Consider the following 14,648-nt stretch of genomic DNA (forward strand, 5'->3'; position numbering starts at 1 on the left):
CGGGCCCGGTCGCCACGGGCCCCGCCACCACGGGCCCGGTGGCCCACGGCCCGGTCGCCGGTGTTCCGCCGGTCGGCCGGGGACCGGCCGGCCCGGTGCCCCCGGCCCAGGTGCCGCCGGGCGCGGTGCCGTCGCCCGGTGCGGTGGAGATGTCCGGCGGGGCGGTGCAGGGGTTGCTCTTCGTCCTGGGTGGACTTCTGCTCGGTACCGCCGCGGTGGTCTTCACCGCCGTCGCCTGGGCGGCGGTGGGGGTCGCCGGCCGGGCGCTGATCCTGGCCGCGGTCACCGCGCTCGTGCTGGCCCTGCCGCTGGTGGCGGTCCGGCGTCGGCTGCGCGGTACGGCGGAGACGCTGGCCGCGGTGGGCCTGCTGCTGGTGCTCCTCGACGGGTACGCCGCCTGGACGGTCGACCTGTTCGGCGTGACCGCCTGGCCGGGTACCCGGTACAGCGCGGTGGTCGGGGTGGTCGGCGCGGCCTTCGCCGCCGGGTACGCCCGGCTCAGCGGGCTCACCGGGCCGTGGTTCTGGGCGCTGCTGACCGCCCAACCGTTGTTGCCGTTGTTCGCCGCCGGGGCGCGGCCCTCGGCCACCGGCTGGACCCTGGTCTTGCTCGGTACCGCTCTGCTCAACCTGGTGGTGGTGACGGTGCTGCGCGGCCGGTCCCCGGAGACCGGTGGCCCACCGGAACCGGGCGCGGGGCAGGGCCCGCCGCACCGGCCGGCCCGGATCGTCGGGCAGGTGGTCGCGGGGCTCGGCTACGCGGTGGCGCTGGCGGTGGCCGCCGGCTTCGCGCTGGCACCGCTCGCCGGGGGGCGGGCGTTCGGGGTGCCGGCGCTGGCCGGGCTGCCGTTGCTGCTGGTGGTGGCGGTGCTGGCGGCCGCCGCGCCGGCCCTGCGGAGCCGGGGGATCGGCGGGACCGCCGCCGGGCTGGCGGTGCCGGTGCTGGCCGCCGCGATCCTCCGGCCGGTGGTGCAGCAGTGGCCCGCGCTGTCCCTGCTGGCGGTGGTGCTGGTCGCCGTCGGCCTGGCCGGGGCGGTCCGGCTGGTGCCCGACCGGTGGCGGACCGGCCCCCGCATCGGCGCGCTGGTGGTGGCGGGGAGCACCGCCCTGGTGACGACGCTGGTGACGGTGGTCTTCGCCGCCGCCACCGTGCACCGGTCGATGCTGTGGTGGCGGGGCGCGGATGCCGGTCCGGACCTCACCTGGGGCTGGCAGCTTCCGGTGGCGGTCCTGCTCGGCGTGGTCGCGCTGGGGCTGCTCGTGCCCCGTGGCGCCCGGCTCGGCCTCGGGGTGGCCGCCGGGGCGCTCGTCGTGCTCGCCCTGCCGGCGGTCGGGCCGACGTCCTGGCCGCTGGTGGTGACCCTCGACCTGGTCGCCGGGGTGGGGCTGCTGCTGGCCTCGGTGCTGCGGCCGGGTACCCGGGCCGGGGTGGCGGTGCCGCTGGCGAGCGCCGGGGCGGTCCTGGTCGGGCACGCGCTCCCGGTGGCCCTGGCCGCGCCGGCCGGCGCGGCGCTGGCCCTCGCGGTCACCGCGCTGACCGGGCTGGTGCTGGCGTGGCGGGGCCGGTCCGGCAGCGCCGGGCAGCGGGGGATCGCCGGGGTGGGCCTGGCCGTGGCCCTGGTCGCCGCGCCGCTGGCGGTGCCGCTGGGGGCGTTCGCCGCCGGGGTGCCACCCTGGTGGCAGGCCCGGTTCCTGGTCGCCGCCGTCGGGCTGGCGGCGGTCGCCCTGGTCGCCGTCCGTCGCGGGTGGCCGGACCTGCGCGGGTACGCCTCCGTGGGGTACGCGGTCGCCGTGACGCTGGCCGGGCTGGTGGCGATGGTGGCTGCGGCCGACGAGCCGGTGTCGCTCTACGCCGCGCTGGGCGTCCTGCTGGTGGTCCTGGCCGCGCCGGGGTTCCGGCCGGACCCGCTGCTGCGCGCGCCGGGGCTGGTGCTGCTGGCGGTGGCGGTGCTGGTGGCCCTGCCGGTCACGGTGAGCGCGCTGGTCGTGCCGTACGGGCCGCCGTCGGCTCTCTGGGCCGGGGCTCCGGCGGGCCGGCCGGCCACCGGGGACCTGCCGGTGGCCCTCGCCCTGCTGGTGCTGGCGGTCGCCGCCCTGCTGACGGGCCGGGGCCGGCGTGGCCGGCTGCTGCTCGCCTGGCCGTTCGCGGCGTTCGCGGCGCCGGTGCTGCTGACCGCCGTGGGTGCCCCCTGGCCGGTCGTGCCGGCCGTGGTGCTGCTCATCGGGACGGCCGCCCTGCTGGTCGTGGCGCTCGTCCGGCCGTACCCGGCGCTGGTGGCCGGCGCGCCGCCGGTGGGGCTGGTGGCCGGCGCGCCGCCGGTGGGGCTGGTGGCCGGCGCGCTGCCGGTGGGGCTGGTGGCCGCCGGGTCCGGGCTGCTGGGGCTGCTCGCCACCCGGGCCGGCACCCTGGCCGGTACCGGCGTGGTGATCGGGGCGGCGCTGACGGTCGGGGTGGCCGCCCGGTACGACGCCGTGCGGGTGCTCGGCTGGGTGGTGGCCGTACCGTCGGCCGTCGGGTTCGCGGTGACCGCCGCGCTGGCCGGTGGGCTGTCGCTGCGGACGACCGCGTTCGCGGTGCTCGCGGTGGCGGCGCTGGCGCTCGCCACCGCACCGGTGCTGGCCCGCTGGCAGCCGCTGTCGGCCCGGGTGCTGGAGGTGCTGGCCCAGGCCGCCGCCGGGCTCGCGCTGCTGCTCACCGTCGGGGCGATCCGGCACGCCGCCGTGGTCTGCGTCCTCTGGGGGACGGCGGTCGCCGTCCGGGTGCTCGTCCCGGGCGGGTCGGCCGGCCGGCGGTGGGTCTTCGCGGCCGTCGCGGGCGGCAGCGAACTGCTCGGTGCCTGGCTGCTGCTGGTCGCCGGCGAGGTGCTGCTGGTGGAGGCGTACACGGTGCCGGCGGCGGTGCTGGCGCTGGCCTTCGGGACGGTGGCGCTGCGGAACCGGACGGGGCTGACGAGTTGGCTCGCCCTCGGTCCGGGGCTGGCCGCCGCGCTGCTGCCGAGTCTGGTCCCGGCGCTGGTGGCGGCGGACCCGCAGCCCTGGCGGCGGCTCGGGCTCGGGCTCGCCGCGCTCGCCGTGGTGCTGGTGGGGGCGGCCCGGCGCTGGCAGGCGCCGGTGGTGCTGGGCGCGGTGACGCTGACCCTGCTGACCCTGCACGAGCTGGCGCGGGGCTGGGACCTGCTGCCCCGGTGGATCTACCTGGGCCTGGGCGGGATCGTGCTGATCTCGGTGGCCGCCACCTACGAGCGGCGGCGGCGTGACCTGTCCCGGCTCCGCTCCGCCGTCGGCCGGATGAGCTGAGCCGTACCCGCCCGCCGCCGACCCGGACCCGGTGGCCGCGCCGGGTACGGCGGCGGGGGCGGCACCGTCCGGTGCCGCCCCCGCCCGTACCGTCGTCGGTGTCGCTCAGGTGGTGGTGCCGCTGAACGAGCGGATCAGCTCCTCGGGGGCGTCCTGGGTCTCGCCGGCCGGGGGCTTCTGCACGTCCACGGCGGTGCCGAAGTCCGAGTACGTGGTGGTCATCGTGCCCAGCGACTCGTGCAGGACGCTGGTGTCGACCACCAGCTCCACCAGGCGGCCCTGGCCGTCGACCTTGGCGGTGAAGGGCACCGCCTTGCCCTTCTCGCCCATCTGCTCGACGGCCTTGTCGCCGGGCTTGGCCTTGGTGTAGTCGATGGTGCCGGAGAAGCTGTCGTCGCCGGTCTTCTCCACGTCGACCACGCCGTTGACGAGCTGCTGGGCACCGCCCGGGTCGCCGTCGGGCATCAGGTTGAGCTGGCCGTTCGCGCCGAGCTTGGTCACGTCGAGGCGCAGCCACTTGTCCGGCAGCCCCGGCACACCGGAGAACTTGAGGTAACCGTCGTTCTCGATGGTGATCATACGGAACGTGCCCTGACCACCCATCTCCATCGTCATGTCGGCGCTCTTCGACTTCGGGTCCATCACGCCGCCACCGCTGAGCACGGACGACGCGATCTTGACCCGGAGGCTGTCCTCGTTGAGCTTGAGCGCCGCCGCGCTGAGCTCGGCGCGGGCGTCCGCCGGGGCGGAGCTGGCGGCCGGGGCCGCCTCGCCGGGGCCGGCCGGGGTGTCCGACGTCCCGTCGGTGCCACAGCCGGTCAGGGTGAGACCGAACGCGGCGACGAGTGCGGCCCCCGTGGTCGCCAGCCGTCGAGTCTTCATACTGGGATTTCTCCTTGCGCAGGGTGGGCCGGGCCGCCCGGAACGGGCCCCGGCCGGGTCACCGCCAGGGTAACGGCGCGGTGTGACACCCGCCGGGCGACGACGGCCCGGCGACGCTCGCCGGCCACCCCGCCCACCCGGCGGTCATCACCGCTGACCAGCCTGGACCGGCGTGGCGGCCACCGCCCCGACCTGCACCGGTAGGGTCTTCCCCATGGCAGACGCGCTCACCGCCGAGGCGGTACGAGACGAGCTGGGCCGGTTGACGGGCTGGTCGGGAAGCCCGGCCGGGATCAGCCGGACCGTCGAGTTGGCGAGTTTCCCGGCCGCTGTCGCGGTGGTCGACCGGGTCGCCGTGGTGGCCGAGGAACTCGACCACCATCCCGACATCGACATCCGGTGGCGCACCGTGACGTTCCGCTGTGTCACCCACTCCGTCGACCGGGTCACCGTCCGTGACCTGGAGCTGGCGCGACGGATCGACGAGATCATCGGAGGTGCTCGGTGAGGTTCGAGATCAGCAAGGTGCTGGACGCGATCGAGGGCCGGGTCTGCACCGACCCGTCCCTGGCGCGGGCCGTGATCGACCTGGCCGAGGTCATCCGGTACCAGGATCTCGACGGTGGCCGGCCGGCCAACCTGCTCCGGCTGGGGATGATCATCGACGCCCTCTCCCGGCAGTTCGAAGAGGACAGCGTCCCGGTCTACGCGGTGGTGCACCGGGCCGTGCTCTCCGACGCGGACCTGACCTCCAACGAGCGGATGGTGGTCCGCCGCTGGGCCGACGACGGGCTGGTCGAGGTGCTCGACAACCCGGGCGACCGGATGCTGGAGGTGGCCGACCTGCTCGGCCTGCCGGTGCTCAGTCGGGGGCGCTTCGACGGGCTGCGGGGACGGTACCCGTGGGTGGTCGAGCAGCCCGGCCGGATCCTCGCCCCGGTGCCGGGGCCGGGCGGTCCGGCGTTCGTCGCCCACGTCGGCTCCGCGACCGTACCGGTGGAGGGCCAGCCCTCGCCGGTCGGCGAGAAGCTGCTCGCCCGGCAGTGGCGCTGCCCCGAGCCGGGGTGCGCGCTGTTCGGCGGCGGGGGTGGCGGCGGAGCCTTCGCCGACCTGGCCCGGGTGGACCGGGCCCCGGCCGGCCAGCCACCGCCGTCCCTGCGCAACGGGGTGCCGACCTGCCCCCGGCACGGCACCCGGCTCTCCGACGCCGGCCCCCGGCCCCGCGCCGAGGTGTTGGCGGTCAGCGTCGGCGGCCTGATCCGGCGGCGCTTCGTGCTCACCGCCGACCAGCCCGTCCAGGTCGGCCGGGCACCGGACCAGCCCGGCGGCGTCACCCTCGGGCAGTGGCTCAACGACGAGGCCCGGCGCTGGATCAGCCGCAGCCACCTCCAGTTCGAGCTGCGGGCCGGCGAGGTGATCGTCACCGACGTCAGCACCAACGGCTCCGGCATCCGGCCGGGTGGGTCGATGGACGAGGCCGACCGGCAGCCGCTCAAGCCCCGGCAGTCCCGGATCCTCGACGGCGGGGACATGGTCGAGCTGTACCCGGGTGTGCAGGTCGGCCGCCCCGGCGAGCTGGCCAGCGGTGCGCCCATCACCCCGGCCTCGGTGATGGCGGAGGCGCCCACGATGGCGATGCGGCTGCCCAACGCCTGACCCCCGCGCGCAGCCTGACCCCCGCGCAGCCTGACGCGCGCCTGACTGACGTGCGACGGCGCCCCCGCCCGGATCGGGGCGGGGGCGCCGCCGGTACCGGGGTCAGCCGGCCAGGACGGCGGCCAACTGGGTCAGCGCCTCGTCGATCTCCGCCTCGGTGACCACCAGGGGCGGGGCCAGGCGGATCGTGGAGCCGTGGGTGTCCTTGGCGAGGACGCCCCGCTCGGCGAGGCGTTCGCAGGCCTGCCGGCCGGTCATCAGCGCCGGGTCGATGTCCAGCCCGGCCCAGAGGCCCCGGCCCCGGACCGCCACCAGGCCCTCGCCGACCAGTTCGTGCAGGCCGGCGTGCAACCGCGCGCCCAGCTCGGTCGAGCGGTGCTGGAACTCGCCGGTGGCGAGCAGCCGGACCACCTCGGTACCCACCGCGCAGGCCAGCGGGTTCCCGCCGAAGGTGGAGCCGTGCTGACCCGGCCGGAGCACCCCGAGCACGTCGGCGTCGGCGGCCACCGCCGAGACCGGGACGATACCGCCGCCGAGCGCCTTGCCCAGCAGGTACATGTCCGGCACCACGCCCTCGTGGTCGCAGGCGAAGGTGTCCCCGGTCCGCCCCAGCCCGGACTGGATCTCGTCGGCGAGCAGCAGCACGTCCCGCTCGGTGCAGACCCGGCGGACCCCCGGCAGGTAGCCCTCCGGGGGCACCACCACCCCCTGCTCGCCCTGGATCGGCTCGATCAGCACCGCCACGGTGGTGTCGTCGATCGCGGCGCTCAGCGCGTCCAGGTCGCCGTACGGCACGATCCGGAAACCCGGGGTGTACGGCCCGAAGTCGTCGTGCGCGTCGGGGTCGGTGGAGAAGCCGACGATGGTGGTGGTCCGCCCGTGGAAGTTCCCCTCGGCGACCACGATGGTGGCCTGCCCGTCGGGTACCCCCTTGACCCGGTAGCCCCACTTGCGGGCCACCTTGATCGCGGTCTCCACCGCCTCGGCGCCGGTGTTCATCGGCAGGACCAGGTCCTTGCCGCACAGCTCGGCCAGCTCCCGGCAGAAGTCGGCGAACTGGTCGTGCACGAACGCCCGGCTGGTCAGCGTCAACCGGTCGAGCTGGGCGTGCGCGGCGGCGATCAGCCGGGGGTGCCGGTGGCCGAAGTTCAGCGCCGAGTACCCGGCGAGGAAGTCCAGGTACCGGCGGCCGTCCACATCGGTGAGCCAGGCGCCCTCGGCGGAGGAGATCACCACCGGCAGCGGGTGGTAGTTGTGCGCGGTCCAGCGTTGCGCGTCCCGGACCGCGTCCGGCGTCCGCAGCCTGTCGTCGACGATCACGTGTCGGCCCTCCCCTGACGGAGTCGCAGTGTGCAGCACTTCGGTCCACCGCCGGCCCGGCGCAGCTCGGAGAGGTCGACCCCGATCGTCCGGTACCCCCGGTCGCGCAGCGTCGCGGCCAGGTCGACGGCCTGGGCGGGCAGCACCACGTGCCGGCCGTCGCTGACCGCGTTCAGCCCCAGCACCTCGGCGTCGGCCATGGTGGCGTGCACCGCGTCCGGGAAGAGCCGGCGCAGCACCGCCCGGCTGCCGGGGGAGAAGGCCTCCGGCAGGTACGCCACGGTCTGCTCGTCGAGCACGGTCAGCGCGGTGTCCAGGTGGTAGAAACGCGGGTCGACCAGGTGCAGGGTGACCACCGGGTAGCCGAAGACCTCCTGCACCTGCGCGTGCGCGGCGTGCGCGGTGCGGAACCCGGTGCCGGCGAGCAGGTGGTCGCCGGCCAGCAGGAGATCGCCCTCGCCCTCGTTGACGTGCTTCGGGTCGGCCACCGTGAAGCCGGCCGCCTCGAACCAGGCCCGGTACGCGGGGGCCTCGTCGGTGCGCTGCGGGTCCCGGAACTGCACGGCCATCGCCGTACCGTCGATCACGGTGCCGCCGTTGGCGGCGAAGACCATGTCCGGCAGGCCGGGCAGCGGCTCGATCAGCTCGACCTCGTGGCCCAGGTCGAGATACGTGCGGCGCAGCCGCTCCCACTGCCGGACCGCGAGGTCGGTGTCGACCGGGGTGGTCGGGTCCATCCACGGGTTGATCGCGTAGTCCACGGCGAAGTACGTCGGCCGGCACATCAGATAGCGCTGGCGGATGGCGTCCATCGTCACTGTCCCTGCTCCCAGGCTCGGGCGCGCCCGGCCACCGTCGGCCCACGGGCTGGCGCCGTCACTCCACGCTATGCGGCACCCGGCGACGGCATCCACCGCTGAGACTTGCGTGCACCGGCGGATCGTTGCGTCTGCCCGGCCCGCTTCTGCGATTCGTTGCGCCGACGGCGTGGCGCGTCCGGCCGGGGCGGGAGGCGGCGCGGGACCCGGACATGCTTCGGGGGGCGGCTGCGTCGCCGCCCCCCGAGAAGGTGTGCCCTCGCTGGTGAACCACCGGCTGGCCGGGCCTGCCGCCGGTGAACCACCGGCGAGCCGATATGTGCCCGTCAGAAACGACCGACAAACTGTGAGTCAAGCCACTCCCGCAGCCGCAGCACCCAGTCGCCGTCGGTGCTGGGCCAGGCGTACAGGCCGGTCATCGCCAGGATGCCGACCACCACCGCGCCGAGGCCGAACCCGATGCCGAGCAGCGCGTCTATCTTGCCGGCCACGTGCCGGCGGCGGGTGGCGACCAGGCCGAGCACGCTGAGCACCGCGCCGGCCGCGCCGAGCCCGATGCCGTACCCGGCGAGGGTGCCGGTGAGCACGAAGAGCGCGCCGGCCACCCCAACGACCAGGCCGAGGGTGGCGAGCAGACTGGCCCGGGGCTTCGCGCCGGCCACCACCGGGGCGGGCCGTGGGTCGGTGGTCGGCTCCGGGGCCGGCACGTCCCGGTCGACGGTCGGCGCGGTCCGTTCGACGGTCGGCGCGTCCCGGTCGGTGGTCGGCGCGTCCCGGTCGGTGGTCGGCGGGGGCGGCGGTGGCGGGGCGGACCGGCGTACCCGGTCGGTCAACGCCGTCCGGCGCGCGGGCGGCGGGGGCAGCGGTCGCTCGACGGTGCGGTCCCGGTCGAGATCCACGGTCTGGTCGGTCTCGGTGGTGCGCGCGGGTGCGGTTACGGGTGGGGGTGCGGTCGCGGTGGCGGTCGCGCGGTCCGCCGCGTCGACCCGTCCGTCGCCGTTCTCGTCGCCCGCCGGGGCCGGTTCGGTCCGGCGCGACAGCGAAGGAATCCTCATGTTCCACCTCCTGGTGAGCGCGGGGCGGCCAGCGCCGGAGAGCGTCGCTCGGCGGCCACGCGGTAACACCCAGCGAGGTACCCAGCCGGCATCGCGCTGACACCCGGACCGCGCCGACCACCCGACCGGGTGACGTCGCGGCGACGTCACGGCCCGCCGGGGTCGACGGTCCCCGACGGATGCCGGGCGGGTCAGCGTCGGGCGCGCGACGAGAGCCGGGTGAGGCCGGCCAGGGCCGAGGTGAGCAGGGCCATCCGACGGGGGCGGGAGACCTGCACCGGACGGGTCCGGACGCAGTCCATCAGGATCTCGACCGCCCGGTCGACCGACAGCATCAACGGCCGGACCGGTCCCTTGGCCATCTTGGTGTCCACGAACCCGAACCGCACGGTGGTCACCTGCACGCCGTGTCCGCGCAGCGCCGCCGACAAGCCCCGCAGGTACGTCGACAGCCCGGCCTTGGACCCGGCGTACCCGGGGGCCTCGGGGGAGACCATCCGGTCGGCGAGGCTGGACAGCCCGACCAGGTGCCCGGAACCGGCCGCCACCATCACCGGTACGACCACCGCCACGGTCCGTACCGCGCCCATCAGGTTCACCTCGACGGCGTGGGTCTGCGTGGTCAGGTCGGTCACGTCGACCGGCTCGCCGACGCCGGCCGCGTAGACGCAGAGGTCGACCCGGCCGAGGCCGGTCACCGCGCGGCCCAGCACCTGCGGGTAGTCCGCCGAGGTCACGTCCACGGTGTGGTGGGCGTACCCCGGTTCGGTCAGGTCGACCGCCCGCCGGGAGAAGCCGGCGACCCGCCAGCCGTCGGCCAGCAGCCGGCGGGTCAGCGCCAGCCCGATCCCGTCGCTGTTGCCGACCACGACCGCGTTCCGTACCGCATCCGACATGGAGATCCGTCCCTCGCCGCGCCCGGGTGGTGCCCGTCACCGGCGCACCGGCCCGCCATTGAACCACCTGCCCCGCCCGCCGTCCGCAGCGGAGGCGACGTCGGCGGTGGCGCGGCCTGACGCCGACGGGGTGGGTACTGCTTCCGCGAGAGGCGCGGCGCGGCTGTCGCGTTACGCTTGCCGTCGTGCCGGAGGGTCACACCATTCATCGTCTGGCGGCGCGGCACGGCGACCTGTTCGCCGGGGACAAGGTGCTCGCCGCCAGCCCGCAGGGTCGGTTCGCCGAGGGCGCCGCCCGGCTCTCGGGCACCGTGCTGGAGGAGACCGAGGCGTACGGGAAGCACCTGCTGCACCACTACGCCCACGAGCTGACCCTGCACGTCCACCTCGGGCTGTACGGCAAGGTCACCGACGGCGACGGGGAGCCCCCGGAGCCGGTGGGGCAGGTCCGGCTGCGGCTGACCAGCGACCGGCACTGGCTCGACCTGCGCGGCCCGGCCGCCTGCGAACTGCTCACCCCACCCGAGGTACGGGCGCTGCGGGCGCGGCTCGGCCCCGATCCGCTGCGCGCCGACGCCGACCCGGCGCGGGCGTACGCCCGGATCGCGCGCAGCGCGACGCCGCTGGCCGCCCTCCTGCTCGACCAGTCGGTGGTGGCCGGCACGGGGTTGATCTTCGTCACCGAGGCGCTGTTCCGGGCCGGGCTGCCGCCCACCCGGCCCGGCCGGGAGCTGACCCCGGCCGGCTGGCGGGACCTCTGGGCCGACCTGGTCGAGCTGATGACCGCCGCCGTCGCGCACGGCCGGATCGACACCGTCCGCCCCGCGCACTTGCCGGAGGTCACCGGCCGGGCACCCCGGGTCGACCGGCACGGCGGCGAGGTGTACGTCTACCGTCGCCCCGGGCAGCCGTGCCACGTCTGCGGCACCGGCATCCACCGGGGCACCCTGGCCGGCCGCAACCTCTACTGGTGCCCCACCTGCCAGCGCTGACGCCGCGTCCGGTGGTGCCCCGACGCGCCGGCGGCGGTCGCGGGCCGGCGCGGGTCCGGTGCTCCGGCCCGGCTCACCGCTGCTCGACCAGCCACCGGACCACCTCCAGGTGGGTGGGGATCACCAGGTCGGGGCCGGTGCTCCAGGCCAGGGTCTGCCCGATCGTCCAGCCGAGCACCCGCTCCCGGTCCAGCCCCAGGTCGGCGGTGAGCCGGTCCAGCCGGCGGCGGAGCAGCGCCGGACCGTGCCCCAGCTCCGGCCCCCGGATCATCGGTACCACGCTGAACTCCCGTTCGCCGACCAGCGGCTTCGGGTCGATCACCAGCCACGGCTCGCGGGTGGCGGCGAGCACGTTGCCGGCGTGCAGGTCCTGGTTGACCAGCACCTGCTCGCCCTGGGTGCCGACCAGCCCGGCCAGCCGGTCACAGGCCACGTCCAGCAGCCGCCGCTCGTACGGCCGGCCGGCCCGCTCCCACTCCACCGGGAGCTGGGCCAGCCAGCCGGTCGCCTCCTCGGCCAGCGACCTGATCGGCGTCACCGCCTCGGGACGGGCCGGTCGCCAGAGCCGGGGCAGCAGGCCCGCCGTCACGTCGAGCGCCTCCTCCAGCGGCAACCGGTGCAGCGGCCCACCCGGTTCGCAGCGCTCGACCAGCAGCGCCCGCCGGTCCGCGTCGTACGCCAGCAGCCGGACCGCCCCGGTGCCGTCCCAGGCGGCCAGGGCCGCCGCCTCGTGCCGGCTGTCCGGCCCCGGGTACTGGAGTTTCAACACCGCCGCCGTCCCGTCCGGCCGGTACGCCGGCAGCGCCAGCGACACCATGGCGTACGGGAACGGCGGGCCGAGCCGCAGCGACCACCGCTGCGCGCACTCGGCGACCAGCCGGGGCAGCTCGGCCAGCCAGGCCCGTCCGGCCGGCACCTGACGCATCCAGCCCAACCCGGCGGGCAGCGTCCCGTCGAACCCGGCCGATGGCTCCACCCTGCTGCCCATCCGGCCATCGTGGACCACCGGCCGGGGCGGGCGACAGCGGTTTCCACGCCCGGCCGGTGTCACCGCCCCCGCTGCGCCCGCTGGCGGACGCGGTGGCCGGCCGTGTCACCGGACGTCGCCGTGGTCGGCACCGTCACCGGCCGCGTCACCGCGCCGGGCGGGGTCGACGTCGTGGTCGGCCGGTGTCAGCGCAGCCGACGGATGTCGCCGTAGGCGCGGTAGAAGCCGCCCCGGCCGGACTCCCGGATCTCGCTGACCAGGTAACGGGCGCCCACCTCCCGGATGCCCTTGGGGAACTGCACCGACCAGTCCCGCCGGAAACCGTCGGAGAGCACGTGCATCCGCAGCCGGCCCTGCTCGGTCACACACTCGACGATCACGCCGGCGCTCGTGTCGGTGGTCACCTCGACCACCGTCGGCGCCGCCGGGACCGGGGCGGTGGTCGGGGCCTTGATGTCGACCGGCTTCGGCACGTCGCCCGCCTCGGCGGCCCGGATCGCCGGCTCGCTGGCGTCCACACAGGCCAGTTGACCGCTGGTGGTCACCACGTACAGCTTCTCCTGGTGGTACTGCATGGAGTACGCCGAGCCGCAGCCGGTGCCGAGCTTCCACAGCCGGTTGCCGGCCGCGTCGAAGCAGTAGATGGAGGACTGGTTGTCCCCGGCGAAGACGTACCGGCCGTCGGAGGCGGTGGCGCAGGAGAAGACCGGCGCGTCACAACGGAAGGTCTGCTCGCTGCGGCCGTCCTTGCCCAGCCGGACCACCTGGCGAGTCGCCGTGCCGGCGAACACCGAGCCCGACTCCTGCCAGCCGAACAGCACCGCCCCGGTGCCGGTGTGCCAGAGCTCCTGCCCGGTCCGCCAGTCGTAGCCGGTGACCCCCTGCGAGTGGCCGTGGTAGAGCGCCGCCGCGTCACAGCGCACCATCCACGCCGCGCTGCCGCGCCCGCCCCGCCGCCACAGGAACTCGTCCTCGTGGTCCACCGCCGCGATGCCGCCGTCGGCGTCGGAGACCCCGAGTACCCCGTCGTGGATGTCCAGCCAGTAGATGTCGATGTCCGGCGCGATGGTGTACGCCACCCGGGGCATCTTGCCGGAGAGGTCGTAGACGTTGCCGTCGTCGCAGCCCGCGTAGAGCCAGTCGTCGTCGGCGACGATGCACTTCACCCCGTCGGGGAGCTGCACCTGACCGACCACCCGGGCCTGGTGGTCCAGCGTGGTGATCACGCCCCGCTCGTTGCCGACCATGCACCGCTCGCCGTCGACGAAGATGCCGAACGCCGGGGCGCCGGAGTTGTACCGCCAGAGCACCGGGGCGGTCCGGGCGGTCGAGCGGGTGCTGACGATCTGGCGGCGGGAGACGGCCCGCTTCTGCCGGAGACCGGGCACCGCCGGGGCGTACCCCTTGCGGACCTTGTCCCCGATCTTCTTCGCCGCCGCCGCGCGGGCCTTCGCGTTGTCCGGGTAGGCGGTGGACTTCACCTGACCCGAGTCGCCGATGCGGCCGTAGCGGACCGTCAGCACGGTGTCGTCGACGACCACCTCGTAGAACTTGTGCGCGCCACCGCCGGCCTCGGACAGTTCGAGGTACGTCGTCTCCTGGGCCATCGCCGGGACCTTCCGCTGAGGGGTTGATCAGTCGTCGCCGACCCTAAACACCCCCACCGACATCTTCTCCGGGTGCATCCGTGGTCGCGGTGACCACAACGGACGCACCCGGAGCGTGGCGCCTCCGCACGGTGGTCAGGGGTGCCAGCCAGCGGCGGTGAGCGCGGCCCGCAGCTGCGCCACCACCTCCGCCGGCCGGTGCCGGACGTCGAACGCGGTGAACCGGAGAATCCGGTCCCCCTCGATCCAGACCTGGTTCTGCCGGCGCAGGTCGGCCGCCCAGCGCCGGACGTCCATGTGGTGGGCGCCGTCCACCTCGACGTGCAACCGCCACCGTGGCCAGTACGCGTCGAGGAACCGGAGCCGGCCGGTGGCGTCCCGCCGTCGCTGCTGACCCTGCGGAGCGGGGAGCCCGTGCCGGCGGCACAACCGGACGAGATTGATCTCGGAGAGGGCCTCGGCGCCACCCGCGACATCCGCCAGGGTCTGCCGGATCAGCGGGCGCCGCCGGGCCCGGGGCAGCCGGTCCAGGACCGCCGCCAGCTCCGCCGTGGTCACCCGCCGCTGCTGACATCCGGCGGCGAGGATCTCCTGCGCCTGCTCGTCGGTACGCGCCCACTGCGCGGCGTCCACCAGCGAGCGGGCCATGCCGGTGCGGTCCGGATGACCTCGTTGCAGATCCTCCGCAGGCAGGATCCGGGTCCGGCGGACCCGTACCCCCGGCAGCCCGGGAGGCAGCCGGCGGGCCAGCCCGGTCGCGCGTCGCCGGTGCGGCACCAGCACGTCGACCACGTCGGGCGCCCAGCCGCCGCGCAGCCCACCGGCCCGCGCGGCGGCCAGGCCGGCGAGCAGCGCCCCCTCGCCGGCGGTCAGCACCGCCACCCACCACCCCTGTTCCCGCTGGTACGGCGTGTCTTCGGCGCCGACGCGCAGGATGCCGTGGCAGACCGGGTGCCACCGGCGGGTGGCCAGCAGGTGCCGTACCTTCGCCGGGGTCAGCTCGGCCGTGGCCTGCGCCCAGCTCAGCACCCCCGACTGGCGGAAGAGCAGCCAGTCCAGCCCTGACCCATCGTCACCCGGCATCCGCATGCTGGCAGCAGAACGCAGGACGGGTGCATCCGTTGTCGTCACTGCGACA

Annotated in this window: 12 protein-coding genes; 4 read left to right on the top strand and 8 right to left on the bottom strand. The window is 75.6% G+C overall.

Going from position 1 to position 14,648, the window contains the following annotated elements:
• Nucleotides 1-3,296, top strand: a 3,296-nt coding sequence (locus AWW66_RS04610; RefSeq protein ID WP_067360227.1) for an SCO7613 C-terminal domain-containing membrane protein, incomplete at its 5' end; no start/stop codon positions are given.
• A gap of 105 nt (nucleotides 3,297-3,401) precedes the next feature.
• Here AWW66_RS04610 and AWW66_RS04615 read toward each other — a convergent pair.
• The gene (locus AWW66_RS04615) at nucleotides 3,402-4,178 is read right to left on the bottom strand and encodes a hypothetical protein (protein ID WP_067360229.1); all 777 of its coding nucleotides are present in this window, start codon (nucleotides 4,176-4,178) and stop codon (nucleotides 3,402-3,404) included.
• A 214-nt stretch (nucleotides 4,179-4,392) separates the two neighbouring features.
• Here AWW66_RS04615 and AWW66_RS04620 point away from each other — a divergent pair, with 214 nt between their 5' ends.
• Both AWW66_RS04620 and AWW66_RS04625 read left to right on the top strand, forming a co-directional pair.
• Entirely contained in the window at nucleotides 4,393-4,686 is a 294-nt protein-coding gene (locus tag AWW66_RS04620) for a 4a-hydroxytetrahydrobiopterin dehydratase (RefSeq protein WP_067360337.1), read from the top strand.
• Nucleotides 4,683-5,834 carry an FHA domain-containing protein gene (locus tag AWW66_RS04625; protein WP_067360231.1) on the top strand — a complete coding sequence of 384 codons (1,152 nt, stop codon included), beginning with the start codon at nucleotides 4,683-4,685 and terminating at the stop codon, nucleotides 5,832-5,834. The genes AWW66_RS04620 and AWW66_RS04625 overlap by 4 nt, the downstream gene beginning before the upstream one ends.
• A gap of 102 nt (nucleotides 5,835-5,936) precedes the next feature.
• Here AWW66_RS04625 and rocD read toward each other — a convergent pair whose 3' ends face one another.
• The 4 genes from rocD to AWW66_RS04645 form a co-directional block, all read right to left on the bottom strand.
• Nucleotides 5,937-7,151, bottom strand: a complete 1,215-nt coding sequence (gene rocD, locus AWW66_RS04630; protein ID WP_211271835.1) for an ornithine--oxo-acid transaminase — start codon at nucleotides 7,149-7,151, stop codon at nucleotides 5,937-5,939.
• Nucleotides 7,151-7,966: a dimethylargininase gene (gene ddaH / locus AWW66_RS04635; RefSeq protein WP_211271832.1), complete on the bottom strand. Its 816-nt coding sequence runs from the start codon at nucleotides 7,964-7,966 to the stop codon at nucleotides 7,151-7,153. The genes rocD and ddaH overlap by 1 nt, the downstream gene beginning before the upstream one ends.
• Nucleotides 7,967-8,298: 332 nt before the next feature.
• Complete coding sequence (locus AWW66_RS04640; protein ID WP_067360236.1) at nucleotides 8,299-9,027, bottom strand: MFS transporter; 729 nt, start codon at nucleotides 9,025-9,027, stop codon at nucleotides 8,299-8,301.
• 191 nt (nucleotides 9,028-9,218) lie between these two features.
• A complete protein-coding gene (locus AWW66_RS04645; protein WP_067360238.1) occupies nucleotides 9,219-9,923 on the bottom strand; it encodes an SDR family NAD(P)-dependent oxidoreductase in 705 nt (234 codons plus the stop codon).
• A 185-nt stretch (nucleotides 9,924-10,108) separates the two neighbouring features.
• Here AWW66_RS04645 and AWW66_RS04650 point away from each other — a divergent pair, with 185 nt between their 5' ends.
• Nucleotides 10,109-10,915, top strand: a complete 807-nt coding sequence (locus AWW66_RS04650; RefSeq protein WP_067360240.1) for an Fpg/Nei family DNA glycosylase — start codon at nucleotides 10,109-10,111, stop codon at nucleotides 10,913-10,915.
• Nucleotides 10,916-10,988: 73 nt separating this feature from the next.
• On the opposite strand, the gene AWW66_RS04655 is transcribed toward AWW66_RS04650, so the two are convergent.
• The 3 genes from AWW66_RS04655 to AWW66_RS04665 all read right to left on the bottom strand — a co-directional run bounded on the left by AWW66_RS04655 (nucleotide 10,989) and on the right by AWW66_RS04665 (nucleotide 14,593).
• Entirely contained in the window at nucleotides 10,989-11,903 is a 915-nt protein-coding gene (locus AWW66_RS04655) for an aminoglycoside phosphotransferase family protein (RefSeq protein ID WP_067360242.1), read from the bottom strand.
• Between the two features lie 185 nt (nucleotides 11,904-12,088).
• Nucleotides 12,089-13,510, bottom strand: coding sequence for a WGR domain-containing protein (locus AWW66_RS04660; protein ID WP_067360244.1), 1,422 nt, complete (start codon nucleotides 13,508-13,510; stop codon nucleotides 12,089-12,091).
• A 135-nt stretch (nucleotides 13,511-13,645) separates the two neighbouring features.
• Nucleotides 13,646-14,593 (bottom strand): endonuclease domain-containing protein, encoded by a 948-nt coding sequence (locus tag AWW66_RS04665; RefSeq protein ID WP_342671909.1) that lies wholly within the window; start codon nucleotides 14,591-14,593, stop codon nucleotides 13,646-13,648.
• Between the last annotated feature and the right edge of the window lie 55 nt (nucleotides 14,594-14,648).

It is taken from the genome of Micromonospora rosaria (assembly GCF_001567585.1).
Classification (GTDB): Bacteria; Actinomycetota; Actinomycetes; order Mycobacteriales; family Micromonosporaceae; genus Micromonospora; species Micromonospora rosaria.

What these genes read in the sequence shown, in the direction of transcription:
- AWW66_RS04640 (WP_067360236.1), bottom strand. Translation starts at nt 9,027, where the DNA reads ATGAGGATTCCTTCGCTGTCGCGCCGGACCGAACCGGCCCCGGCGGGC.
- AWW66_RS04620 (WP_067360337.1), top strand. Translation starts at nt 4,393, where the DNA reads ATGGCAGACGCGCTCACCGCCGAGGCGGTACGAGACGAGCTGGGCCGG.
- ddaH (WP_211271832.1), bottom strand. Translation starts at nt 7,966, where the DNA reads ATGGACGCCATCCGCCAGCGCTATCTGATGTGCCGGCCGACGTACTTC.
- AWW66_RS04645 (WP_067360238.1), bottom strand. Translation starts at nt 9,923, where the DNA reads ATGTCGGATGCGGTACGGAACGCGGTCGTGGTCGGCAACAGCGACGGG.
- AWW66_RS04665 (WP_342671909.1), bottom strand. Translation starts at nt 14,593, where the DNA reads ATGCCGGGTGACGATGGGTCAGGGCTGGACTGGCTGCTCTTCCGCCAG.
- AWW66_RS04615 (WP_067360229.1), bottom strand. Translation starts at nt 4,178, where the DNA reads ATGAAGACTCGACGGCTGGCGACCACGGGGGCCGCACTCGTCGCCGCG.
- AWW66_RS04660 (WP_067360244.1), bottom strand. Translation starts at nt 13,510, where the DNA reads ATGGCCCAGGAGACGACGTACCTCGAACTGTCCGAGGCCGGCGGTGGC.
- AWW66_RS04655 (WP_067360242.1), bottom strand. Translation starts at nt 11,903, where the DNA reads ATGGGCAGCAGGGTGGAGCCATCGGCCGGGTTCGACGGGACGCTGCCC.